15 protein-coding genes are annotated in these 22,988 nt (G+C 72.3%); 8 read left to right on the top strand and 7 right to left on the bottom strand.

All coding sequences use genetic code 11. The features are described 5' to 3' along the window. Positions 1–16: 16 nt before the first annotated feature. Together FO059_RS13705 and FO059_RS13700 are read right to left on the bottom strand one after the other, a co-directional pair. Positions 17–313 carry an MGMT family protein gene (locus FO059_RS13705; RefSeq protein ID WP_143909578.1) on the bottom strand — a complete coding sequence of 99 codons (297 nt, stop codon included), beginning with the start codon at positions 311–313 and terminating at the stop codon, positions 17–19. A 3-nt stretch (positions 314–316) separates the two neighbouring features. Beyond that, positions 317–1,096, bottom strand: coding sequence for an alpha/beta fold hydrolase (locus FO059_RS13700; RefSeq protein WP_143910767.1), 780 nt, complete (start codon positions 1,094–1,096; stop codon positions 317–319). A 198-nt stretch (positions 1,097–1,294) separates the two neighbouring features. On the opposite strand from FO059_RS13700, the gene FO059_RS13695 reads away from it, so the two are divergent. The 4 genes from FO059_RS13695 (at position 1,295) to nudC (ending at position 10,307) form a co-directional block, all read left to right on the top strand. Further along, positions 1,295–4,732 (top strand): ATP-dependent helicase, encoded by a 3,438-nt coding sequence (locus tag FO059_RS13695; protein WP_143909577.1) that lies wholly within the window; start codon positions 1,295–1,297, stop codon positions 4,730–4,732. After that, positions 4,729–8,166 (top strand): ATP-dependent helicase, encoded by a 3,438-nt coding sequence (locus FO059_RS13690; RefSeq protein WP_143909576.1) that lies wholly within the window; start codon positions 4,729–4,731, stop codon positions 8,164–8,166. Before FO059_RS13695 ends, FO059_RS13690 begins: the two co-directional genes overlap by 4 nt. Before the next feature lie 96 nt (positions 8,167–8,262). Continuing rightward, a complete protein-coding gene (locus FO059_RS13685) occupies positions 8,263–9,339 on the top strand; it encodes a potassium channel family protein (RefSeq protein WP_143909575.1) in 1,077 nt (358 codons plus the stop codon). Between the two features lie 29 nt (positions 9,340–9,368). Further along, positions 9,369–10,307, top strand: coding sequence for an NAD(+) diphosphatase (gene nudC, locus FO059_RS13680; protein ID WP_143909574.1), 939 nt, complete (start codon positions 9,369–9,371; stop codon positions 10,305–10,307). A gap of 44 nt (positions 10,308–10,351) precedes the next feature. Here nudC and FO059_RS13675 read toward each other — a convergent pair whose 3' ends face one another. Continuing rightward, a complete protein-coding gene (locus FO059_RS13675; RefSeq protein ID WP_143909573.1) occupies positions 10,352–10,630 on the bottom strand; it encodes a mycoredoxin in 279 nt (92 codons plus the stop codon). A 314-nt stretch (positions 10,631–10,944) separates the two neighbouring features. On the opposite strand from FO059_RS13675, the gene FO059_RS13670 reads away from it, so the two are divergent. After that, positions 10,945–13,119: an ATP-dependent DNA helicase UvrD2 gene (locus FO059_RS13670; protein ID WP_143909572.1), complete on the top strand. Its 2,175-nt coding sequence runs from the start codon at positions 10,945–10,947 to the stop codon at positions 13,117–13,119. An 11-nt stretch (positions 13,120–13,130) separates the two neighbouring features. Here FO059_RS13670 and FO059_RS18805 read toward each other — a convergent pair whose 3' ends face one another. Both FO059_RS18805 and FO059_RS18800 read right to left on the bottom strand, forming a co-directional pair. After that, entirely contained in the window at positions 13,131–14,453 is a 1,323-nt protein-coding gene (locus tag FO059_RS18805) for an ABC1 kinase family protein (protein WP_143909571.1), read from the bottom strand. Between the two features lie 11 nt (positions 14,454–14,464). Beyond that, positions 14,465–15,466, bottom strand: coding sequence for a cyclodehydratase (locus tag FO059_RS18800; protein WP_143909568.1), 1,002 nt, complete (start codon positions 15,464–15,466; stop codon positions 14,465–14,467). Between the two features lie 145 nt (positions 15,467–15,611). On the opposite strand from FO059_RS18800, the gene FO059_RS13655 reads away from it, so the two are divergent. Beyond that, positions 15,612–16,202 carry a M48 metallopeptidase family protein gene (locus tag FO059_RS13655; protein ID WP_233266733.1) on the top strand — a complete coding sequence of 197 codons (591 nt, stop codon included), beginning with the start codon at positions 15,612–15,614 and terminating at the stop codon, positions 16,200–16,202. A 39-nt stretch (positions 16,203–16,241) separates the two neighbouring features. Here the strand turns inward: FO059_RS13655 and FO059_RS13650 are convergent, their stop codons facing one another. Continuing rightward, positions 16,242–17,792, bottom strand: a complete 1,551-nt coding sequence (locus FO059_RS13650; RefSeq protein WP_143909564.1) for a zinc-dependent metalloprotease — start codon at positions 17,790–17,792, stop codon at positions 16,242–16,244. A gap of 137 nt (positions 17,793–17,929) precedes the next feature. On the opposite strand from FO059_RS13650, the gene FO059_RS13645 reads away from it, so the two are divergent. Beyond that, on the top strand, positions 17,930–18,979 hold the full coding sequence (locus FO059_RS13645) for a YlbL family protein (protein WP_199256998.1): 1,050 nt from the start codon (positions 17,930–17,932) through the stop codon (positions 18,977–18,979). 96 nt (positions 18,980–19,075) lie between these two features. On the opposite strand, the gene FO059_RS13640 is transcribed toward FO059_RS13645, so the two are convergent. Beyond that, a complete protein-coding gene (locus FO059_RS13640; RefSeq protein WP_143909561.1) occupies positions 19,076–19,657 on the bottom strand; it encodes a PPA1309 family protein in 582 nt (193 codons plus the stop codon). A gap of 345 nt (positions 19,658–20,002) precedes the next feature. Here FO059_RS13640 and FO059_RS13635 point away from each other — a divergent pair, with 345 nt between their 5' ends. Continuing rightward, positions 20,003–22,981, top strand: a complete 2,979-nt coding sequence (locus tag FO059_RS13635; protein WP_143909559.1) for a UPF0182 family protein — start codon at positions 20,003–20,005, stop codon at positions 22,979–22,981. Positions 22,982–22,988: the final 7 nt, after the last annotated feature.

Here is a 22,988-nt window from a genome sequence, read left to right as displayed (position 1 = left end):
CGGTGAAGTGGGCGCGTCACGGCTCGTGAAACGCGTGCCGCATGTCCACACGGCCGTCGGTGATGGGGACGCCCTCCTCCGCCAGGAGTGCCAGCTGCCGCGTGCGCACGGCGGGGGCGGGGCGCCCGTCCGCGCGGATCACCCGCTGCCAGGGCAGTCCGCCACCGTCCACGCGCAGTATCCAGGCCACGGTCCGCGGCGTGGACAGTCCGGCCGCCCCGGCGATCGCACCATAGGTGGAGACCCTCCCGTGCGGAATCGCGGCGATCAGCTCGCGGACCCGCTCCACCTGCATCTCGGTGGTCGCCGCCATGGCTCAGTCCTCCGGTTCCAGCGCGCGGCGCACCAGCTTCGCCACCAACTCGGGATGCGACTGGGAGACCATGTGCTCGCAGTCGACCGCGTGCACGGTCAGCAGCCCGCCGAGCTGGGCGTGCCATTGGTCCACCACCTGATCCGCCAGGAACGGCGGTTGCACCCGGGTGGCACGTACGAGATCCGTGGGCACGGCCGGCGGCGGCACGGCCGGCAGCGCCATCTCCGCCCACGCGGCCACCATCGCCGGCGCGCAGACGCGCCAGGTGACGCCGCCGAAGGGGGAGGCGACCAGGTGCTCGGCGATGTCCGCGTCGAGGACGGCGGGGTCGACGTCGGCCCAGCCGCCGTGGAGCTTGTCGGCGCGCGCCGTGGCGGCGTCCGGATAGTCGGGCGAGTGCAGGTAGGCGTCGGCGATCTCGCGCGCCCTGTCCGGTTCGAGCCCCATCGCCGGGTCGAGCAGCACCAGGGCGCGCACGGCCGCCGGATGCGCGCGGGCCAGCCGCACGGCGATGTTGGCCCCGTAGGAATGCCCGACGACGACGAGCGGCTCCGCGCCCTCCTCTCGCAGTGTTGCGGCCAGATCCCGGACCTGGGCGTCGACGGTCCAAGGCGGGCCCCACGGGGAACGGCCGTGCCCACGCAGGTCCGGGGCGAGAACCGCGAGGTCGGGGAGCCACGTCCGCGCGAGGGAGGCCCAGCGCCTGCCGTGGCCGGTGAGTCCGTGCAGCGCCAGCACATCGGGGGTGCGTCGCGTCGGGCCGAACCGGTGCAGGTGCATGGTGCTCACAGCGCCGATTCTGTCACCCGGCAGGGGAGGGCGGAGCGCGGAACCCGGCGATGCGGTGGAAGGCGCGCGGCCCGGCGATGCTGTCGGTGGGCTGTGCTGTGATGGTGCGCAGCGGGTGAGAGTGCAGCGGGAAAGAGTGCAGCGGGAAAGAGTGCAGGCGATGGCGAGTGAGCGGAGGTGGCTTGCGGCATGGCGGTGAGCGGATCGGACGTCGGCACGTCGCGCCCCCGGGCGAGGCTGGTGCGCGCCGCGCAGGACGCATCGCCCCCGCGGGTGTGGGATGAGGGCGCGGCGTCGTTGCTGACGCAGGCCGCGGCGACGGCAGGAGGCGGCGCAGGGTCGGCCGCCCGGCCGGCCGTGCAGGTGCTCGGCGGGCCCGGGACGGGGAAGACGGCGCTGCTGGTGGACGCCGCGGTGGCACGGCTTGCTGCCGGCGCGGACCCGGAAAGCGTGCTGGTGCTGACGCAGTCCACACGTGCGGCGGCGGCGATGCGCGCGCAGATCACCAGGCGGCTGTTCGCCGGACGGCCGGACGCCGCGTCCCGTGCCACGCGGGAACCGATGGTGCGCACCGTCCACTCCTACGCGTTCGGCGTGCTGCGTTTGCACGCTTCGGCCCACGGCAATCCGCCCCCGCAGCTCATCACCGGCGCGGAGAAGGACGCGGTGATCCGGGAACTGTTGCGCGGGGACGCCGAGGACATCGCCGAGGGCGGGACGGCCGCGCGCCGTGCCTGGCCGCGTCGCCTGCAACCGGCGCTCGGCCTGGTCGGTTTCGCCCGCGAGCTCCGCGACGTCATGCTGCGCGCCGCAGAACGCGGGTACGGCCCCGAGGACCTCGTGCGGCTCGGGGCGTCGCATGGCCGTGCGGACTGGCAGGCGATCGGCAGGTTCGCGGCCCGCTACGAGCAGTCGATGCTGTTGCGTTCGTCGGTGGGGATGGAGGCTCCGCAGGCGAGCGCGCCCGCGCTCGACGCCGCCGAACTCGTCAGCGCGGCCCTGGAGGCATTCGCTCTGGACCCGGACCTGCTGGCGGCGGAGCGCGAGCGGGTGCGATGCCTGCTGGTCGACGACGCGCACCACCTGGACCCGCAGGCCGCGGCGCTGGTGCGGCTGGTCTCCGCGGGAGCGGGGATGACGGTCGTGGCGGGCGACGGCGACCAGCAGGCCTTCCGCTTCCGCGGCGCGGACGCGGCCTACCTCGAATCGGTAGCGGATGCGGGCAGCCCGCAGCGGATCGTCTTGACCGCGTGCCGACGGTCCGGGAGTGCGCTGGTGGACCTCGGCGCGCGCGTGGCGGGGCGGCTCCCCGGCGCGGCGCCGCAGCGCGGGCCCTCCGCGGCCCCCGGCTCCGGGCAGGGGGCCGCGGAGGTCCGGGTGCTGACCACCCCGGCCCACGAGGCGACCCTCATCGCCGATGCGCTGCGGCGTGCGCACCTGGGGGACGGCGTGCCGTGGTCGGAGATGGCGGTGATCGTGCGGTCGGTGCCCGCCTCGTCGGCGGTGCTGCGGCGGGCGCTCACCGCGGCGGGGGTGCCCGTGGCCACCGCGTCGAACGAGCTTCCGCTGGCGCGGCAGCGCGGCGCCTCCGCGCTGCTGATCGCCTTGCGTGCGATCACCGCGCACAGCGGCACGGCAGAGAGCGCCGGCGGATTCAGTGCGGACGACGCGCTGGCCCTCGTGTCCGGTCCGGTCGGCGGCGCCGATCCGGTGGCCCTGCGGCGGCTGCGCAGGGGCATCCGAAGGGAAGAACTGGCGGCGGGCCGCGATCGCGATTCGGTCGAGGTCATCCGCGTGGTGCTGGCGGGGGGAGGGGCCGGGGCCGGCGGCGCAGCGGACCTGCCCCGGGGGCTCAGCGAGGTGGAATCCGCACCCCTGCAGCGGGTCCGCGACGTGCTCGATGCGGGGCGCGCGGCGCTGCGTGCCGGGAGCGGCGTCGAGGAGGTGCTCTGGGCGCTGTGGCAGACCAGCGGGCTCGAGGGGCGCTGGGTGGCGGATTCCGCCCGCGGCGGGCCGGCCGGAGCGCAGGCCGACCGCGACTTGGACGCGGTGGTCGCGCTCTTCGACGCCGCCTCGGATTTCGTCGACGGGCTGCCCGCCGCGCACCCGTCGGGCTTCGTCGCGTACATCGAGGATCAGGAGTTGCCAGGACAGGCCGGCACCATTGCCGGGGCGTCGGCCGACGCGGTGTCGTTGCTCAGCGCGCATTCCGCAGCGGGACGCGAGTGGGACACCGTCGCCGTGGCGGCCGTGCAGGAGGGCCTCTGGCCCAACCTGCGCGCGCGCGGCACGTTGCTGGGCGCCGAGGACCTCGTCGACGTCATGGACGGCCGGACCGCGCAACCGGACTCCGACGAGCCGCGCCTCCGCATCTCCCGCACCGCCGAGCTCCTCGCAGACGAACGGCGGCTGTTTCTGGTGGCGTGCACGCGTGCGCGGCGGCGGCTGCTGGTGACGGCGGTGGACTCGGACGGCGGGGAGGAGCTCGTCCCCTCGCGCTTCCTCGAGGGGCTCGCCGCCGTGGAGGGCGGGACGAGCGCCGATGGCGCCGATCGCGCCGACGGCGCCGCGGACGGCCCGGGAGAGGGGTCCGCGGCGGATTCGATCCCGGCGGCCGAATCGGGCGGACGCAGGGTCCTCGCCCCGGGGCCGCTGGTCGGTGAGCTGCGTGCAGCAGTGTCCGCACCGGTCGGAACCGACCCCGCCGCGCGGGAGCGTCGCCGCCGTGCCGCAGGTCAACTGGCGCGGCTCGCCCGGGCGGGCGTCCCGGGGGCGCATCCACGCCAGTGGTACGGGCTGGCCGCCGTCAGCACCTCGGAACCGCTGTGGGGGGCGGACGACGGCCCGGTGGCGCTCTCCCCGTCCAACGTGGAGACCTTGCGCAACTGCGGTCTGCGCTGGTTCCTGGAGCGCAACGGCGGGAACGACGGCGCGCAGATCTCCGCTGTGGCCGGCACGCTGGTGCACACCCTGGTCCAGGCGGTGGCCGCCGACCTGCCGGAGGACGAGGTCGCCCGCCAGATGGACGACGCCTGGCAGCAGGTCGACCTGGGTTCGCAGTGGTACTCGCGCCACGAGCTCGAGCGGCATCGCAGCATGCTCGCCGGGTTCCGCGGCTGGCTGCGGGCCACCCGCACCGAACTCACCGAGTCGGGGGTGGAGGTCGCCGTGGACGTGGTGTTGGAGGCGCCGGAGGGGTCGGGTTTGCCCGGTGTGCGATTGCGTGGGCGGATCGACCGGCTCGAACGCGACCCGGACGGCCGCTTCGTCGTCGTCGACGTCAAGACCGCACGCAATCCGGTCACCGCCGGCGAGGCCGCCGATCACGCGCAGCTCGCCGCGTATCAGGTGGCACTGGCGGCCGGCGCCGTCGACGGAGAGCGCGGCGACCCCGGCGGCGGCCGGCTGGTGTTCGTGGCGAAGTCGAACAAGGACGGTGTCGCGACGGAACGCGTGCAGGCGCCCCTCGATGGCGCGGGCGTTGAACAATGGCGGGACGTCATCCACGAGGCGGCGGCGGCCACCCGCGGCCCCGGCTTCACCGCCCAGGTGAACGACACCTGCCGGCACTGCTCGGTGAAGACGAGCTGTCCCGTGCAAGCCGATGGAAGGCATGTGACCGAATGACCGCCTCGCACGCCGCGCGGGTCGGCGCGGCCGAGATCGCCGATGCACTCGGCCAGTTCCCGCCCACCGCTGAGCAGACGGCGGTGATCGAGGCGCCCCTCGAGCCCGTCCTCGTCGTCGCCGGCGCGGGCGCGGGCAAGACCGAGACGATGGCGGCGCGGGTGGTGTGGTTGGTGGCCAACGGCCTCGTCGAGCCGTCGCAGGTCCTCGGCCTCACCTTCACACGCAAGGCCGCCGGCCAGTTGACGGACCGCATCCGCCGCAGACTGGCGCGGCTGGCCGGATCGTCGCTTCTGCGGGACGTCGACCCCGGCGGCGGCATCCGGGACAGGCTCCGTTCCGCGGAACCCGAGGTGAGCACCTACCACTCCTACGCCGGGCGCCTGCTGGGCGAGTACGGCCTGCTGCTGCCGATGGAACCGTCGGTGCGGATGCTCGGGGAGACCGAACTCTGGCAGATCGCCCATCGGGTCGTCAGCACCTGGGACGGCGACATCGACACCGACTCCAGCCCGGCCACGATCACCGAGCAGGTCCTCAAACTGGCCAATCAGCTGGGCGAACACCTCGTGGATCCGGCGGACCTCGACCGGTCGCACGTGGAACTCGAGCATCTCGTGTTCACGCTCCCGCCCGGCCCGCGGCAGCGCGCGGAGCCGTCTCAGAAGCTCACCGGGCCGCTCGCCGTGCAGGAGCGCCGAGTCGCGTTGCTGCCGCTGGTGCGCAGGCTGGCCGAGGAGCTCCGTGCTCAGGGCGCCCTGGACCCGGGCTCGCAGATGTCCCTGGCGGCCAGGCTCGCCTCCGCGCACGCGGAGGTGGGCGAGGCGGAACGCGCGCGGTTCCGGGCGGCGATGCTCGACGAGTATCAGGACACCGGGCACTCGCAGCGCGTGCTGTTGTCTTCGTTGTTCGGCGGCGGACACGCGGACCCGGATCGCGATGACGGCGACGCCCGCGGTGCGGCGGCCGTAGCGCTGACCTCCGTCGGTGACCCGATGCAGTCGATCTACGGGTGGCGGGGCGCCTCGGCAGCCAATCTGCCGTACTTCACCACCGATTTCCCGACGGGCCGGCGCCCGGCACGGATCCTCGAACTGCTCACCAGTTGGCGCAACCCGGCCGAGGCGCTCACCCTGGCCAACGCGGTCGCCGCGCCGCTTCGGGAGCGGGGAGTGCCGGTGAGCGAGCTGCGTCCACGCCCGGACGTCCCGCCGGGCGATCTGCGGGCGGCACTGCTGCCGGACGTGGACGCCGAGCGCGAGTGGCTGGCCGGACACATCGCAACGCGCTTCGATGTCGCGCGCGCCGCCGGCGATCCACCGCCGACCACGGCGGTGCTCGTGCGCCGCAACGCGGACTCCGTTCCGATCGCCGAGGCCCTGCGCGAGCGCGGCGTGCCCGTGGAGGTGGTGGGCGTCGGGGGGCTGCTGCAGCAGCCGGAGGTCCGCGACGTGGTCGACACGCTCCGCCTCGTGGCAGACCCGCTCGCCGGCACCGCTGCCATGCGCGTGCTGACCGGGCCGCGCGTCAGGCTCGGCGCGGCCGACCTGGGCGCGCTGGCGCGGCGGGTGCGCGAGCTGGGCAGGCACGGCCGGCCCGGCACCCAGGGGCTGCTCAGCGACGAGGACGAGCTGCATGACGCGCTGGCCGCGGCCCTTCCCGGCGACGAGGGCGATGAGGCCGGCCTCGGCGATGCCATCGCGGACCCGGGCCCCGCCGAGCGGTATTCGCGGGAAGGGCACCGCCGGATCACGGCACTGGCGCGGCGCCTGGCGTCCCTGCGCCGGCGCATCGGACAGCCGCTCACGGAGCTGACCGCGGAGGTCGAGCGGTCCCTGGACATCGGCATCGAGGTGGCGGCGCGCAGCGGAAACACCGGCGGCGGGCGCGAGCAGCTCGACGCGTTCGCGATGGTCGTGGCCGAGTACGCGGCCGACCCGCACGCCACGCTCACCGGGCTGCTTGGGTACCTCTCCGCCGCGGAATCCGTGGAGAAGGGGCTCACGCCGGGCGAGGTCGAACTGGACCCGCACCGCGTGCAGATCCTCACCGTGCACGCCTCGAAGGGCCTCGAATGGCAGGTCGTGGCGGTTCCGCACCTGGTCGGCGGGGTCTTTCCTGCGGACAGGGGCACGTCCACATGGATGGGGGACGTCACGGAACTGCCGCCGCAGCTGCGCGGCGACCGGGCGGCCGAGGACGGGGGTGAGGGTGTGCCGGTGCCCGACCTCGACGGGTGCACCACCCGCAAGGACCTCGAGAATGCGCTCGATGCGCACAAGAAGGCGCTGGCGCGGCGCCGGTTGGAGGAGGAGCGCCGGCTGTTCTACGTCGCGGTCACGCGGACGGAGCACACGCTGCTGCTCTCCGGCCACCATTGGCCGGCCTCCGGCAAGGCGAAAGGGCCGTCGGTCTTCCTCACCGAGGCGCGGGACATCCTCGAATCCGGCGCCGGGCGCGTCGAGCAGTGGGCGCCCGAACCGGACGACACCGAGAATCCCCTCGCCGCACACCCCCGGACGTCGCAGTGGCCGGTCGACCCCCTCGCAGGGCGGCGCGACGACGTCGAAGAGGGCGCGCGGATGGTGCTCGACGAGCTGGACGCCGCGGAGTACGCGGCGGAGGAGGACCGTGCGGACGCGCCGCGGGACGATCCCGATGACGGGAGCGGCGCTGTCGCGGGCGGGGAGAGCGCGCCGGAGGATCCGGAGGGCTGGGCGGCCGACGTCGAGCTGCTGCTGGCCGAGCGCGCGGCCGCAGCCGACCGGGCGCTCGAGGTGCCCTTGCCCGCGCGGCTTTCCGTCAGCCAGATGGTGCAGCTGCGCGCGGACCCCGACGTGCTGGCGGAACGCCTCCGTCGGCCCGTCCCCTACAAGCCGAATCCGCTCGCGCGCCGCGGCACCGCGTTCCACGCGTGGGTCGAGCGGCGGTTCGGGGCCACTCGGCTGCTCGACCTCGACGAACTGCCCGGCGCGGCGGACACGGGCGCCGAGCCCGGGGCGGACCTGCAGGCCCTGCAGGAGTCGTTCCTCGCGTCGCCCTGGGCGTCGCGCAGCCCTGTCGAGGTGGAGGTGCCGTTCGAGACCGTCATCGGCGGTGTCCTGCTGCGCGGGCGCATCGACGCGGTCTTCCGGGACGACGACGGCGGGTGGACGGTTATCGACTGGAAGACCGGCGCTCCGCCCACCCCCGCGGAGGAGCCGGCCGTCGCCATCCAACTCGCCGTGTACCGCGTGGCCTGGGCCGAGCTGATGGCGTCGGGCGGAACCGGCACCGGCGACGGTGCAGTGGCCGCCGCGCCTCCGCTTGAACGGGTCCGGGCGGCGTTCCACTACGTGCGCAGCGGTCGCACCGCCGCGCCCCCGGATCTGCCGGACGCCGACGAGCTGGCCGCGCTGCTGGAAGCGGCCCCCGAGTCCTCGGGAGGGAGGTGAGCACGACCGTGGATACCCCGCAGCCGGGACACCGCGCGCCGGGCGGGCTACGCTGCCCCGTTATGAGCAAACGCGTGCACGGCGGGAACAAGGGCGATGGCCGGTAGGCCCGGCCCGGGGCGAATCCGCCGGCGGCTCTTCCTCGACGACGAGCTGACGGACCGCCCGGATTACGACCTGGTCAACATCGTCCGCGTCCCGATGCGGCCGGTCAGCCCCTCACGCAGCATCATCGTCCGGCTGGTGCTCGGCGTCGGGATGATCGTCTTGTCGGGATTCATCGTCTATCTGCAGCGTGACGGCTACCAGGACGTCGCGGGCAAGCCGATGACGCTGCTCGACTCGATGTACCACGCCACGGTGTCGGTGACCACCACCGGCTTCGGCGACATCTCACCGGTCAGCGAATCGGCCAGGCTCGTGAACATCCTGGTGATCACGCCGCTGCGGATGGCTTTCCTGGTGGTCCTGGTCGGCACGACCATCGAGGTGCTCACGGAGCGGTCCCGCCAGGCGTTCAAGATCCAACGTTGGAGGCAGAGGTTGCGCGATCACACAGTCGTCATCGGGTATGGAACGAAGGGACGCGCAGCGGTCGACGCCCTCACCGGTGACGGCGTGCCGCCCGGCGAGATCGTCGTCGTCGACACCGACGCGGCGGTCCTGGAGAAGGCATCGCACGCGGGCCTGGTGACCGTGCAGGGGTCGGGCAGCAAGGCGGACGTGCTCCGGCTCGCCGGCGCGCAGCGGGCGGCGGCCGTCATCGTCGCCGCCAATCGCGACGACACCGCGGTGCTCGTCACCCTCACCGCCCGCGAGGTGGCGCCCAAGGCCAAGATCGTCGCGGCCGTGCGCGAATCCGAGTACACCCACCTGCTCGAGCAGTCGGGCGCGGACTCCGTCGTCGTCTCCTCGGCCACGGCGGGACGGCTGCTGGGCGTGGCCACCTCCACGCCGAACGTCGTCGACATGATCGAGGACCTCCTCACCCCCGACGAAGGTTTCGCCATCGCCGAACGCGAGGTGGAACCCGACGAGGTGGGCGGCTCGCCGCGCCACTTGCGCGACATCGTCCTCGCCGTGGTCCGCAACGGCGAGATGCTGCGCGCGGGCACCGCGGACGTCGACTCCATCGAAGAGAACGACCGGCTCCTGTACATCCGGAAGGCCTGATCGGCGCGCACGGGTGGCACAGTGGGTGCGTGACCCGATTCGCACTGCACGAGCCCCCACTGCTGTCCCGCGACCCCGCCGACCCGCTGGCGCGGATCGATCGCACGGACGCGGCGGCCCTCGACGCGGCCTGGCCGGCCGCGCGGGTGCTCAAGGTCGGCGGGCGCGGCAAAGTGCGCACCGACGGCGCACACGTCCTCCTCGACCCGGCGGTCGACGTCGCGGCCAAGCGGCCGGACGCCGCGGTGCTTGTCGGCAGCGACGCCGGCCGGCAGGTGTGGGCGGTGGCCGACCCCGGGCTGGGCTCGGCGCCGGTGCCCGGCGAGTTCGACGTCGACGTCTCGCTCGGAGACCTGCGCACCCACGGCACCGTGTTCGGGGCCGCCGAAAACCGTTGGCTCGTCACCGCGCTGGCGCTGCTCAACTGGCACCGCGGCGCAGGATTCTGCGCGCGTGACGGTGCCGCCACGGCGCCCGGCAACGCGGGATGGGTGCGGGTGTGCGGGACATGCGGCCGCGAGGAGTATCCGCGCACGGATCCGGCGATCATCTGCCTGGTGCACGACGACGCCGACAAGGTCCTCCTCGCCCGCCAGCCGAGCTGGCCGCAGCGCCGCTTCTCGGTGCTCGCCGGCTTCGTCGAAGCAGGCGAATCGCTCGAGGCGTGCGTGGCGCGCGAGATCGGCGAGGAGGTGGGCGTGCCCGTCCGCGACGTCCGCTACCTGGGCAGCCAGCCGTGGCCGTTCCCGCGCTCGATCATGCTGGGATTCAGCGCGATGGCGGACCCGGAAGCGCCCCTGCGGTTCCACGACGGCGAGATCGCCGAGGCGCGCTGGTTCACCCGCGGCGAAGTGCGCGACGCGTTGGCGCTGGGCGACTGGGCGGCCGATGCCGACGCCCCGCTGCTGCTGCCGGGCAGCATCTCCATCGCACGGGGGATGATCGAATCCTGGGTGGATCCGCGCTGAACGTGCGGTGCGCGAGCGGGACCCCGGGCCGCCTGTGCGAGGCGTCAGTCGCGGGAGAGCCCCAAGCGGCGGCGCACGCCCTTGAACGGCGGATTGGTCACCACATCGCCGTTGGGGAAGTGCACCGTGGGCACCACATGGTTGCCGTTGTTCACAGAGGCCACGAACTCGGCGGCCGCGGGCTGCTGCTCGATGTCGATCTCGACGAACTCGATGCCGTCCGCGCGCAGGTCGGCCTTCAGCTTGAGGCAGAAGGGACACCAGTCGGTGGTGTAGACGGTAAGGGTCTCGGGTGCCGCGGGCGCGGATGTCTCGGTGCTCACGTCCTGCCCAACGCTGCGCGCGTGCGGTGTGTTCCGCCCCGCGGGCGGAATGTGACGGATCCGGCGGCCCGGCTGCGGCGATCGAGCCGAGGCCGGGCCACCCGGACGGCCGCTGTCAGGGGTGGCTGCGATGATGGCGGAATGGGACGGACAGGAGGCGCTCGCTGCCAGGATCAGATGTGTCGCGGTCAGGTGTGTCGCAGTGAAGTGTGTCGCGGTGAAGTGAGTCGCAGTCAGGTGTGTCGGGGCCAGGTGGGCCGAGGTCGGGATTCGGGGGGTCGGGGCTCGTGGGTTCAGGCGTAGCGGGGGCGGGGATGGCCGGTTCGGTAGCCGACCGTGCAGGGTCCGGGCGCACCGACGCGGCGCTGCAGGGGCTGGACCCGGAGCAGACCGCTGCAGTGCTGGCGCCACGCGGGCCGGTGTGCGTGCTGGCGGGCGCGGGCACCGGCAAGACCCGCACCATCACCCGTCGCATCGCGCACCTGGTCGCCCACGGCCACGTGGCGGCGGGCCAGGTGCTGGCGGTGACCTTCACGGCGCGCGCCGCGGGGGAGATGCGGATGCGCCTGCGCGCGCTCGGCGTGGACGGCGGCGGCGGGGCCGTGCAGGCACGCACCTTCCACGCCGCCGCGCTGCGACAGCTCAAGTACTTCTGGCCGCGGGTGGTCGGCGAGGTGGATTGGCAACTGCTGGACCGCAAGTTCGCCGCGGTGGGGCAGGCGGCGTCGCGCGCCGGGGCGCCGACGACGAAAGAGTCGGTGCGCGACCTCGCCAGCGAGATCGAATGGGCCAAATCGTCGCTGATCGTCCCCGAGCAGTATGCGGCGGCGGCCGCGCGGCTCCACCGCGACACCCCCGCGCCGCCCGAGCAGGTGGCCGCCGTCTACTCGGGATACGAGGAGCTCAAGGCCGCCTCGACGATGCTCGACTTCGATGACCTCCTCCTGCATACTGCCGCCGCGCTGGAGGAGAACTCGTCGGTGGCGGACGAATTCCGCGACCGCTACCGGTGCTTCGTGGTGGACGAGTACCAGGACGTCACCCCGCTGCAACAGCGCGTGCTGGACGCATGGTTGGGTCCGCGCGACGACCTGACCGTCGTCGGCGACGCCAACCAGACGATCTACTCGTTCGCCGGCGCGTCGCCGCAGCACCTGCTTGATTTCTCGCGCAGGTTCCCCGATGCCACCGTCGTGCGCCTCGAGCGTGACTACCGGTCGACGCCGCAGGTCGTCGACCTGGCCAACAAGGCGATCGGCGCGGCGCGGGGGCGCATCGCGGGCACCCGTCTCAAGCTTGTCGGGCAGCGCCCGCCGGGCCCCGAGCCGCGGTTCAACGAGTACGACGACGAACCGGCCGAGGCCGCGGCGATCGCCCAGCGCATCGGTGCGTTGATCAAGGAGGGCACCCCCGCCTCCGCGATCGCGGTGCTCTACCGCATCAACGCGCAGTCGGAACTGTTCGAGAACGCGCTCACCGAGGCCGGGGTCCCGTACCAGATCCGCGGCGGCGACGGGTTCTTCCAGCGGCAGGAGATCCGGCAGGCGGCCGAGGCGCTGCGCCGGACGGCCGCGCGCGACGACCTCCCCGATGGCGCCGACAGCGGCGAGAACCTCGTCGCGCTGGTGCGCGCAACGCTCGCCCCTCTGGGCCTGTCCGACAGCGAGCCGCCGGGCGCGCAGGCCCGCGAGCGGTGGACATCGCTGCGCTCGCTCGTGCAGCTCGCCGAGGAACTCCGGATCCACGAACCCGACCTGAACCTCGACGGGCTCTTGCGCGAGCTCGGCCGGCGCGCCGATTCTCGCCACCCCCCGGTGGTGGAGGGGGTCACGCTCGCCTCGCTGCACGCCGCCAAAGGCCTCGAGTGGGATGCGGTGTTCCTGGCGGGCGTCACGGACGGGATGCTGCCGATCACGCACGCGCTCGGCTCGGGCGGCCGGCCGGACGACGAAGCCGCGGTGGAGGAGGAGCGACGACTGCTGTACGTCGGCGTGACGCGGGCGCGCGTGCACCTGTCCATTTCGTGGGCGCTGGCGCGCAACGAGGGCGGACGCAAGACCCGGCGGCGTTCGCGCTTCCTGCACGGGCTCATCCCGGATTCGTCACCGGCGTCGAAGATCGCGCCGCCCGCGCCGCGTGAGCGCAAGCGGGCCCGCTGCCGTATCTGCGGCAAGGCCCTGGTGGGCGCGACGGACACCAAGCTGGGGCGGTGCGCCGGATGCCCATCCGACATCGACGACGACGTGTTCGCCGCGCTCAAAGACTGGCGGCGGGAGAAATCGCGCGAGCTCGACGTGCCCGCCTTCGTGATCTTCACCGACGCCACCCTCACGGCCATCGCGGAGCAGCTGCCGGCGGGCGACCGCGCGCTCACGGCCATCCCCGGCATCGGGGCGGCCAAGCTCGAGCGCTTCGGCCGGGACGTGCTCGCCATCGTGGCGGGCGACCGGCCGCCGAGCGTCGGCGGACCGCCGATCGAACCCGCCTGACGCCCGGCCGTTCACTGCGCGGGGTCGTCCACCATCCCCGGGGCCCAGCGGCGGATCACCGACAGGAACGGCGCCTCCGCGTCGAGCTGGCACAGGATGGCCACCGACCCGCTCAGCACGCGATGGATCATCAGGTAGTCGGCGGGCAGTGTGAACGAGCGGCTGGTCTGGAACTCCTTGCCGCGCAGGTTGGTGTAGGTCTCGGCGATGCCCTGCATCCAGGCGCGGTCGAAACGGAAGGTGTCCTGCCGCAGCGGCTCGACGAACGGCCGCAGGAACTGCATCGCGTCCTCTGCAGGCAGCTTGTCGCCCCGGCCGACGTACCCCGCCATCGTCATCAGCGAAACCAGGTCGCCCGGGCGGTCCTGGACCGCCAGGCGCACCATGTCGGTGAGCACCTTCGGCAGCCCGTCCGGCAGTTCGACCGCCGCGCCGAAGTCGATCACGCCCAGCCGGCCGCCCTCGGTGATCATGAAGTTCCCCGGGTGCGGATCCGTGTGCATCAGTCCGACCCGGGCGGGCGAGGAGAAATGGAACTCGCACAGCCGGAACGCCGCGTCGTTGCGCTCGTCGGGGGTGCCATGGGCGATGGTCTGCGACAAGGGGGTGCCGTCGAGCCACTCGGTCACGAGCACCTTGGGCGCACTGGCGACGACACGGGGGATCGAGATCAGCGGGTCGCCGGCGAACTCGGCCGCGAACCGGCGCTGGTAGCCGGCCTCGATGCGGTAGTCGAGCTCCTCCTCGGCACGGGTGGTCAGCTCGTCCACCAGGGCGCGGACGTCCGTCCCGGGGGCGAAGGGCCGGAAGACCGGGGTGAGCCGCCGCAGCTGCCGCAGATCGGAGCGCAGCGCCTCGTCCGCGCCCGGGTACTGGACCTTGACGGCGACCTGGCGTCCGTCCGCCCAGACGGCACGGTGCACCTGACCGATGCTGGCGGCGGCGGCCGGGGCATCGTCGAACTCGGCGAACCGCGAACGCCACGCCGTGCCCAACTGGTGGTCGAGCACGTGGTGCACTGCCGACGCCTGCATGGGTGGGGCGTCGCGTTGCAGCTTGGTGAGGGCCTCACGGTAGGGCTCGGCGAGCTCGTCGGGCATGGCGGCTTCGAACACGCTCATGGCCTGCCCGAGCTTCATCGCGCCGCCCTTCAACTCGCCGAGTACGGCGAAGAGCTGCTCGGCCGCCTTCGCAGCGAGGTCGGCGTTGATCTCCTCGGCGGCCTGGCCGCTCAGCCTCCGCCCGAGTCCGGCCGCGGCGCGTCCCGCGATCCCCAGGGGCAACGACGCGAGCTTTGCGGTGCGTGCGGCACCGTGGCGAGGAATGTCAGACACGGGACCATTGTTCACGATCCCACCGCGGCGGGGCCGTAACCCCCGGTGAGGGCGTCCCCCAGCGCTCCGTCGGCCGTCGCTGGGCGTGCGGATCGGCACGGGCACTCGGGGTGCGGCGGCCAGGGCTGCGTGGTCACCGACGATCCGCCGGGGCCCACCTCGATCTGGTGACCGGACTCGGGTGGATCGCCCGGCTCCGCCGACCGCGCGCGGCGGATGCCGAGCAGGTACGTGCGCAACCGGTCCGCTGCGACGCCCGTCGTGACCATGATCGTGGGCGCATCTCCTCGCCCGCGCAGGCCCATCTGCTGGAGCATGAGCCGGGGCCAGGCCGGGTCGCGGTCGCGGCGGTGCAGGTCGCCGCAGCCCAGGCACGCCGTGCGGCCCGGCAGCACCACCGGGCCCACGACACCGGCGCCGTCGCGCAGGTGCACGTGCATGTGCGGCATCGCGGCCTCGTGCAGCAACCGCCGAATTCTCGGCTCGACGACGGCCTGGCCGGCCAGGACGATCGCGGACGACGATGCCGCCGCGAGGACGTCGGCGTCGTCCGGGTGTGCGCCCGAGGCGCGGACCTGCACTCCGATCGCGGGAAGATGCTCGCGAAGCCTCTCGGCGAGCGGACCCGTCCCGTGGACGGTGATCGTGCAGCGGGGAACGCGGTCCTCCGGGCCCGGCGCGAGCAGCCCGGCGCGGCTCAGCTCGTCGAGGATCGGACCGGCGTGGGCGAGGGGGATGCCGGTACGGCGCAAGGCGCGGTCGAGTCGGCTGGTTCCGTCCAGCCGGCGCAGCAGCGCCGCGAGGTTCCGGGGGCCGTAGCCCGCGGGCGGCCGCACGACGACGGCCCGAGCGGGCGACATCCCGATCTGGACCGTGCCGTCGCCGCGCAACAGCACCGGAAAGCGGGCATCGAGGCGCGGCATGGAGCGGTACATGCGGCGTTCGTCGGAGGTGGGTCTGCCCCGCGGCGGGGACGCGGCGGGGCCGGTCGGGGCGGCATTCGATGCGGACATGACCCGACCGTGCCATCCGGCGGCCCGTGCACGGCCGCGCGGTGAGCGGTTATCCACAGGGCGGCGTGGTCGTCCACCTGCGGATACGAGTCGGCCGGGCATCTGGTGCGGCCGCCGGGCCGGAGGGCGCGCTAGCGTCAGGGGCGTGAGTGTGCAGGGGAAGGTCGAGATCCGCAGAAGCGCGCGCCGCAAGCGCACCGTCAGCGCGCGCCGCGAAGGGGACGTGACGGTGATCCTGATGCCGGCCGGACTGTCGGCGGCGCGGGAGGCGGAGCTGGTCGACGACATGCTCGGCAGGCTGGAACGGTCGGAGCGGCGCCGGCGCGGCCGGGCGGGTGCGGGCGACGAGGCGCTCGAGGCGCGGGCGAGGGAGATGTCGGACCGTTGGCTGGGCGGAGCGGCGCAACCGGCGTCCGTCCGGTGGGTGCCGGTGATGCGGTCGCGGTGGGCGTCGTGCACGCAGACGGACGGGACCATCCGCGTCAGCGAGGCGGCCCGCCGCTTCCCGGCGTACGTGCTCGACTACCTGCTGGTGCACGAGCTGGCACACCTGGTGGCTCCGGGCGGACACACCCCGCGCTTCTGGGAACTGGTGCGCCGCTACCCGCGTACCGAGCGGGCGATCGGGTTCCTCGAGGCCAGTTCGGTGGCGCTGCGCGATCCCGCGGCAGGCGCATGGGGCCCGCACGGAGCGGACGACTGCGACGACGCGGCAGCGTGCGACGGGTCGGCCTGACCCGGCCCGTCGTCCCGGGCCGGGCCTGCTCCGTCCTGGTTACTCCCGGTGGTCCGTGCCGTCTTCGCCGTCGCCGGAGTCGCCGCTGCCGTCCTCGCCGCGGGACCGCTCCTCCTCGATGCGCAGCAGCTCCGCGATCGGGTCGTCCATGCCGGAGGTGTCGCCGCCGATCACACGGTCGATGAATCCGGCGGGGTCGTCCAGGTCGGCGGCCTCGGGGAGCAGGTCGGGGTGCCCCCATACCGAGTCGCGCTTCTCGATGCCGGCATCCCGGGTCAGTCGCGACCACAATGCGGACGCCTCGCGGAGTTTGCGGGGACGCAGTTCCAGCCCCACCAGGTTGGCGAACGTCTGTTCCGCGGGGCCGCCCGACGCCCTTCTGCGGCGCAGCGTCTCGCCGAGCGCGTCGGCGCCGGGGATACGGTCGTCCAGCGCTTCGTGGACGACGGTGGCGACCCAGCCCTCCACCAGCGCCAACAGCACCTCCAGCCGCTCCAGGGCGGCCTTCTGCTCGGGGGTGTCCTTGGGGGTGAACGTGCCCTCCTGCATCAGGCCCTCGAGCGCGCTCGGGTCCATCAGCGCGGACGGGTCCAGCCCGCGTGCGGCCTCCTCGATGGCGGAGAAGTCCACTGTGATACCGCGGGCGTACGCGTCGACGGCGTCGAACAGGCGCTGCGCCAGCCAGGGAACATGGCTGAAGAGACGCTGATGGGCGGCCTCGCGGGCGGCGAGGAAGATCAGGACCTCCGAGCGCGGCCTGTCGAGCCCTTCGCCGAAGGAGGCGATCGCATCCGGCATCAGCGCGGCCGTGCCCACCGGGCCGAGCGGCAGTCCGATCTCGGTGGACGTGAGGACCTCGACGGACAGTTGGGCCAGGCCCTGGCCGAGCTGCGCGCCGAAAGCCATGCCGCTCATCTGCGTGATCATGCCCATCATGGGGCCGGCCATCTGGGCGGCCTCTTCGGGCAGCGCCCCCGACCACATGGACGACATCTGCCGCGCCACCGGGTCACAGAGTTTCTTCCAGCTCTCGAAGGTGTTGTCCACCCATTCGGCGGGAGTCCACACGTCCGTCTTCGCCACGCCGGACGGCAGGGTGGTGGCGGCGTCCAACCACAGTTCGCCCAGCCGCACCGCGTCCTCCGCGGCTTTGCGCTGCTCGGCGGAGACAGGACCCTCGTGGGGGATCTGCTGGTGGGCGGTACGGGCGGCGAGCTCGTAGTTGACCGGCCCCTGCGCGCCCGCCTCGCCCGAGCTCATCGCCCCGCCCATTCCACTGAGCATCTGGCCGAACTGCGACAGCATCTGGCCGAGCATGGCCGGATCGAACTCCTGCCCGCCGGGACCGCCCGAGCCCTGCTGGCCGCCGGGCAGGCCGAACATTCCGAATCCGAACGGCGAACCGCCCTGGCCGGGTTGGGGACCGCCGGGGGTGGAACCGCCCTTGTCGGAACCGCCGGGCGTGGAACCGCCCTCGCCGGATCCGCCATTGCCGGATCCGCCACCGCCTGAGGAGTCGTCGCGACCGCGACGCTCCGGGTCGTCGCCGGAGTCGTCGGAACTCGAGAAGCCGAACGGCACGTCACTCATGCCTCAACGGTACAAGCTTGCCGCGCCGAAGTACCGACTCAGCGGCCGGTCACGCTCACGGCGAACACGTCGGCACCGGGGCCGGCGGAGCCCCCTGGGATCGGCGTCGCCGCGGGCGCCTCTATATCGTGGGCCGGGTGAGTCGACGCATCCTGACGCTGATCGCGCTGTTCGTTCCGCTGGTCCTGCTGGTGGTGCTCGGTTTCACCGTCACGGTGCCCTTCGTGGCGATGGGACCGGGGCCCACGTTCAACACACTCGGCGAGGTCACGGTGGAGCAGGAGGACGGCACCACTGGAGAGGTGCCGGTGGTGGACGTCGAGGGCATGCCCGTGGACCCTGTCAGCGGCCACCTCAACATGACCACGGTCGCCGTCCGCGATCAGATCACCCTGTTCGACGCGCTCGGCCTGTGGGCGGGCGGCGCCAACGGCGTGGTGCCGCGCGACGAGGTGTACTCGCCGGGCAAGTCGGAGGATCAGATCCGCCAGCACAATCAGGCCGCGTTCAGCGAATCCGAGCACAGCGCCGCCGTGGCGGCGATGCGGCACCTCGGGCTGTCGGAGGTCGAGGTCAAACAGGTGGTGCAGCACAGCGGGGCCGAGGGCGTGCTGGAGCCGGGGGACGTGATCACCGCCGTCGATGGGACCGAAGTCTCCACGGCGTCCCAGCTCACCGACGTGATCTCGGCGCACGCGCCGGGCGACGAGGTGGACGTGAACTTCCGGCGCGGGGACACGGACAAGACGGCGACGATGACGCTCTCCGCGCCGTCGGACCCGTCGGGGACCGGAGGCGTCCTGGGGATCACCGTCGCGGACACCGTCCCCTCCGACGTCGACGTCACCTTCAATCTCAACGACATCGGCGGCCCGTCCGCCGGCCTGATGTTCTCGCTTGCTCTGGTGGACAAGCTCAGCCCCGGCGAGCTCAGCGGCGGGGAGTTCGTCGCCGGCACCGGAACCATCGACCCGTCGGGCAAAGTGGGGCCCATCGGCGGCATCCCGTACAAGATGCGCGCGGCGCGCGACGCCGGGGCCACGGTGTTCCTCGTTCCAGCGGGCAACTGCTCCGAGGCCGCGCGGCACGCCCCGGACGGCCTCACCCTGGTCAAGGTCGACACACTCGATGACGCGATCTCCGGGCTGCAGGCGCTCGAGGAGGGGCGGCCTGCGCCGCACTGCTGACGGGCTATGCGCTTCCCTCGGACGTCGCCGCACCGCGGCCTCGCCCGGCCGGGTCAGAGCGTTCCATCGCGGGTGCCACGCGGCGCACCGCCGGGATCACCAGTCTTCGTCGGGGGCGTCCGCGTCGAAGGTCGCGTGCAATGCGGAGATCAGGTCGTCACCCAGGCCTTCGTAACGAAGCAGCTCGACTTCCTCGGCGGCGACGGGGGAGTCCGGCGCGCCCCCGTCCTCGTCCGCATCGGCGCGCATCTGCAGCAGGCACAGCCCTCCGCCGTCGCGCAGCGCTGCGACGTACTGGCGGGCGGAGCGCCGGCGCGGGTCGCGCGCGGCGGAGTCCGGATCGGCATCGGCGCCCGGGGGCAGCACGACGATCTCGCGCACCAGGAGGCAGCCGGACACCGGAGCGGGCCACGACACTCCGGAGAGGATCTCGCCGAGCGCCGCCGGATGCAGGTCGGCGTCGTCGTAGAGCGGTTCCTGCTCGACCGGCGTCAGGCCGGCATCGTCCAGGTGGTCGAGCAGCGCCGGGTCGGTCTCGGCCAGGACGGCCGTGGGGACCAGGGCGTAGAGCCGCGGCGGCACGCCCCAGGGGTCGCCCTCGGCTGTGATGAACTCGGCCACCTCGCGGATGCTCCGTCCGAGGTCGTCCACGCGGGCATCGGCACCGTCGGCACTCATGTGCCCATCCTCGCACTCGCGCCGGGGAACCTCCCCGCCTCCCCGGTCGTTGATCGGGTGACCCGTGAGTCCGCCGGCGTCGGGCCGGTTCCGTAGAGTCGTGTCCGACCACAGTACGTCCGGCGGGGTGTGCCCTGCCCGGCGCGCCGGTCCGTGCGACGGGCGGCGCCGGCCGGGGCGCGCGGACACAGCGGCGCAAGGCCAGAGCGGCAGTGCGCAGAGTTTCGAGGTCCCCGCCGGCGCACGGAATGCGCCTGCGGACAACGGTCCGGAGTCTTCCGGTGCGGCGCCGAACGCGGCTCCGCATGAGGGCGACGGGCGTCCTACGAAGATGGAGAGAACGTCGTGAGCGTGCGGCCGCCAGGAAGTGTCCCCAGGCTGTCCCGTAGGTCCAAGATCCTCATCGGGATCGGAGTGGCACTGATCGTGCTGCTCCTCGTGGGCCCCCGGCTCATCGACACCTACATCAGCTGGGAATGGTTCAAGAACCTCGGGTTCAGCTCCGTCTACAGCACGGTGCTGTGGACGCGCATCATCACCTTCCTGGTGGTCGGCCTCGTCGTCGGCGGCATCATCTTCGCCGCGATCGTGCTCGCCTACCGGATGCGGCCGGTGTTCGTGCCGATGGCGGGCGAGCACGACGTGCTCGCCCGGTACCGGGCCCTGGTGATGTCGCGGCGCAAGACCTTCGGCCTGGCGGTGCCGGTCCTCGTCGGCCTGATCAGTGGCCTGGTCGCGCAGAGCGACTGGCAGATGATCCAGCTGTTCCTGCACGCGAAGCCGTTCGACGAGTCGATGAACGACCCCCAGTTCGACAAGAACATCGGCTTCTACGCGTTCGAGCTGCCGTTCATCAAATTCGTGCTGACCTGGCTCTTCGTCGCGCTGATCGTGTCGTTCTTCGCGTCGCTGGTCACCCACTACCTGTTCGGCGGCATCCGGCTCGCGGGCCGTTCGGGCAACCTCACCCGTGCAGCGCGCGCGCAGCTGGCCATCATCGCAGGGGTGTTCCTGCTGCTCAAGGCGGTGGCCTACTGGTTCGACCGGTACTCGCTGCTCTCGAGCACGGACAAGTACCCGATGTTCACCGGCGCCGGCTATACGGACATCAACGCGGTACTGCCCAGCAAGATGATCCTGCTGGCCATCGCGGTGATCTGCGCCGCGGTGTTCTTCGCCGCCATCGTGCTGCGCGACCTGCGCATCCCGGCGTTGGCCACCGCGCTGATGGTGTTCTCCTCGGTGATCATCGGCGCGGTGTACCCGCTGGTGGTCGAGCAGTTCTCGGTCAAGCCCAACGCGGCGCAGAAGGAATCCGAGTACATCAAGCGGAACATCACCGCCACCCGCGACGCCTACGGGATCACCGACGCCAACGTGGACTACGTCGACTACGCGGGCGTGGGCACACAGAGCCCGAAGGACGTCCCCGCGGACAGGACGACGGTGGAGAACCTGCGCCTGCTGGATCCCAATATCATCTCGCCCACGTTCACCCAGCAGATGCAGCTGAAGAACTTCTACGGCTTCCCGAAGACGCTGAATATCGACCGCTACAAGGTGGACGGGGAGCTGCGCGACTTCATAGTCGCGGCGCGCGAGCTGAATCCGCAGAGCCTCACCGGCAACCAGACGGACTGGATCAATAAGCACACCGTCTACACGCACGGCAACGGGTTCGTGGCGGCACAGGCCAACACGATCCGCACCGGCGGAGACGGCGACGGCGATGCGGGCGGCTACCCCGTCTACCAGGTGAGCGACCTGAGCACGAAGCCGACCATCCCGGCGCTCGAGGTCGACAACCCGCGGGTCTACTTCGGCGAACTGATCTCCAACGCGTCCGACGACTACGCCATCGTCGGCGCGGCCGGCGACGAACCCCGCGAGTACGACTCGGAGACGGGCGAGCGCTACACGTACGACGGTGCGGGCGGCGTGTCCGTCGGCAACTGGTTCAATCGTCTGGCGTTCGCCGTCAAGTACACCGAACGCAATTTCCTGTTCTCCGACGCGATCGGCGACGATTCGAAGATCCTGTTCAACCGCGACCCGCGCGACCGTGTCAAGAAGGTGGCGCCGTGGCTGACCACCGACACCTCGGCCTACCCTGCGGTGATCGACGGCAAGATGAAGTGGATCGTCGACGCCTACACCACGCTGGAGAACTACCCGTACGCGCAGCGCAGCTCCCTCGCGGGGTTGATGTCAGACAGCATCGACGCCGCCACGGGCCGGCCGTTGCCGCAGAAGGAGGTGTCCTACATCCGCAACTCGGTGAAGGCCACCGTGGACGCCTTCGACGGCACGGTCACGCTGTATCAGGTGGATGAGAACGACCCGGTCCTCAACACCTGGATGGACGTGTTCCCCGGCGTCGTGAAGCCGGAAAGCGCGATCAGCCCCGACCTGCGCGCACACTTCCGGTACCCGGAGGACCTGTTCAAGGTGCAGCGCGAGATGCTGGCGAAGTACCACGTGGACGACCCCAACGAGTTCTTCACGAACAACGCGTTCTGGTCGGTGCCCAGCGACCCGACGGTCGACACCGACGCCAACCAGCCTCCGTACTACGTGCTGCGCGGCAACCCGGAGACGGCCGAGCCGCAGTTCGACCTGACCAGCCCGATGCGCGGTTACCAGCGTGAGTTCCTGTCCGCGTACATCTCGGTCTCATCGGACCCGAAGGACTACGGGCAGTTCACCGTTCTGACGCTGCCCACCGACACGCAGACGCAGGGCCCGGGCCAGATGCAGAACTCGATGACCTCGGACTCCAAGGTCTCGCAGGACGTCGCGCTGCTGGGCCAGACGAACACGCTCAAGTTCGGCAATCTGCTGACTCTGCCGATCGCCGACGGCGGGATCCTGTACGTCGAGCCGTTGTACACCGAGCAGAAGTCGACCTCCGGCAACTCGTTCCCGCGCCTGTCGCGGGTGCTGATGAGCTACACGGATCCCAACGGCGTGGTGAAGGTGGGCTATGCGCCCAGCGCGTCCGAGGCGCTCAGCCAGATCTTCGGCCCCGGCGTGGCGAACCTGGCCACCCGCGAAGTCGACGAGGGCGGTGCGCCGGTGGAACCGGCGCCCGGCGGCGACCAGTCCGGCGGTGGCTCTCCGAGCCCGTCGCCCACGCCGACCCCGACGCCGCCGCCCCCCGCGCGCGGAGACGAGCAGGCCGCGGTCCAGGGGATCGACTCGGCGCTGAAGAACATGCAGTCGGCTCAGTCGAGCGGCAACTTCGGCGACTACGGCAAGGCTCTCGACAACCTCCAGAAGGCCATCGAGAACTACGAGAAGGTGACCGGGAACACTGGCGGATGACCGGGTG

The sequence above is a fragment of the Tomitella fengzijianii genome, assembly GCF_007559025.1.
Classification (GTDB): Bacteria; Actinomycetota; Actinomycetes; order Mycobacteriales; family Mycobacteriaceae; genus Tomitella; species Tomitella fengzijianii.
This window is presented reverse-complemented; position numbering and strand designations above follow the sequence as displayed.

What these genes read in the sequence shown, in the direction of transcription:
- FO059_RS13705 (WP_143909578.1), bottom strand. Translation starts at nt 313, where the DNA reads ATGGCGGCGACCACCGAGATGCAGGTGGAGCGGGTCCGCGAGCTGATC.
- FO059_RS13700 (WP_143910767.1), bottom strand. Translation starts at nt 1,096, where the DNA reads ATGCACCTGCACCGGTTCGGCCCGACGCGACGCACCCCCGATGTGCTG.
- FO059_RS13695 (WP_143909577.1), top strand. Translation starts at nt 1,295, where the DNA reads ATGGCGGTGAGCGGATCGGACGTCGGCACGTCGCGCCCCCGGGCGAGG.
- FO059_RS13690 (WP_143909576.1), top strand. Translation starts at nt 4,729, where the DNA reads ATGACCGCCTCGCACGCCGCGCGGGTCGGCGCGGCCGAGATCGCCGAT.
- FO059_RS13685 (WP_143909575.1), top strand. Translation starts at nt 8,263, where the DNA reads ATGGCCGGTAGGCCCGGCCCGGGGCGAATCCGCCGGCGGCTCTTCCTC.
- FO059_RS13670 (WP_143909572.1), top strand. Translation starts at nt 10,945, where the DNA reads ATGGCCGGTTCGGTAGCCGACCGTGCAGGGTCCGGGCGCACCGACGCG.
- FO059_RS18800 (WP_143909568.1), bottom strand. Translation starts at nt 15,466, where the DNA reads ATGTCCGCATCGAATGCCGCCCCGACCGGCCCCGCCGCGTCCCCGCCG.
- FO059_RS13650 (WP_143909564.1), bottom strand. Translation starts at nt 17,792, where the DNA reads ATGAGTGACGTGCCGTTCGGCTTCTCGAGTTCCGACGACTCCGGCGAC.
- FO059_RS13640 (WP_143909561.1), bottom strand. Translation starts at nt 19,657, where the DNA reads ATGAGTGCCGACGGTGCCGATGCCCGCGTGGACGACCTCGGACGGAGC.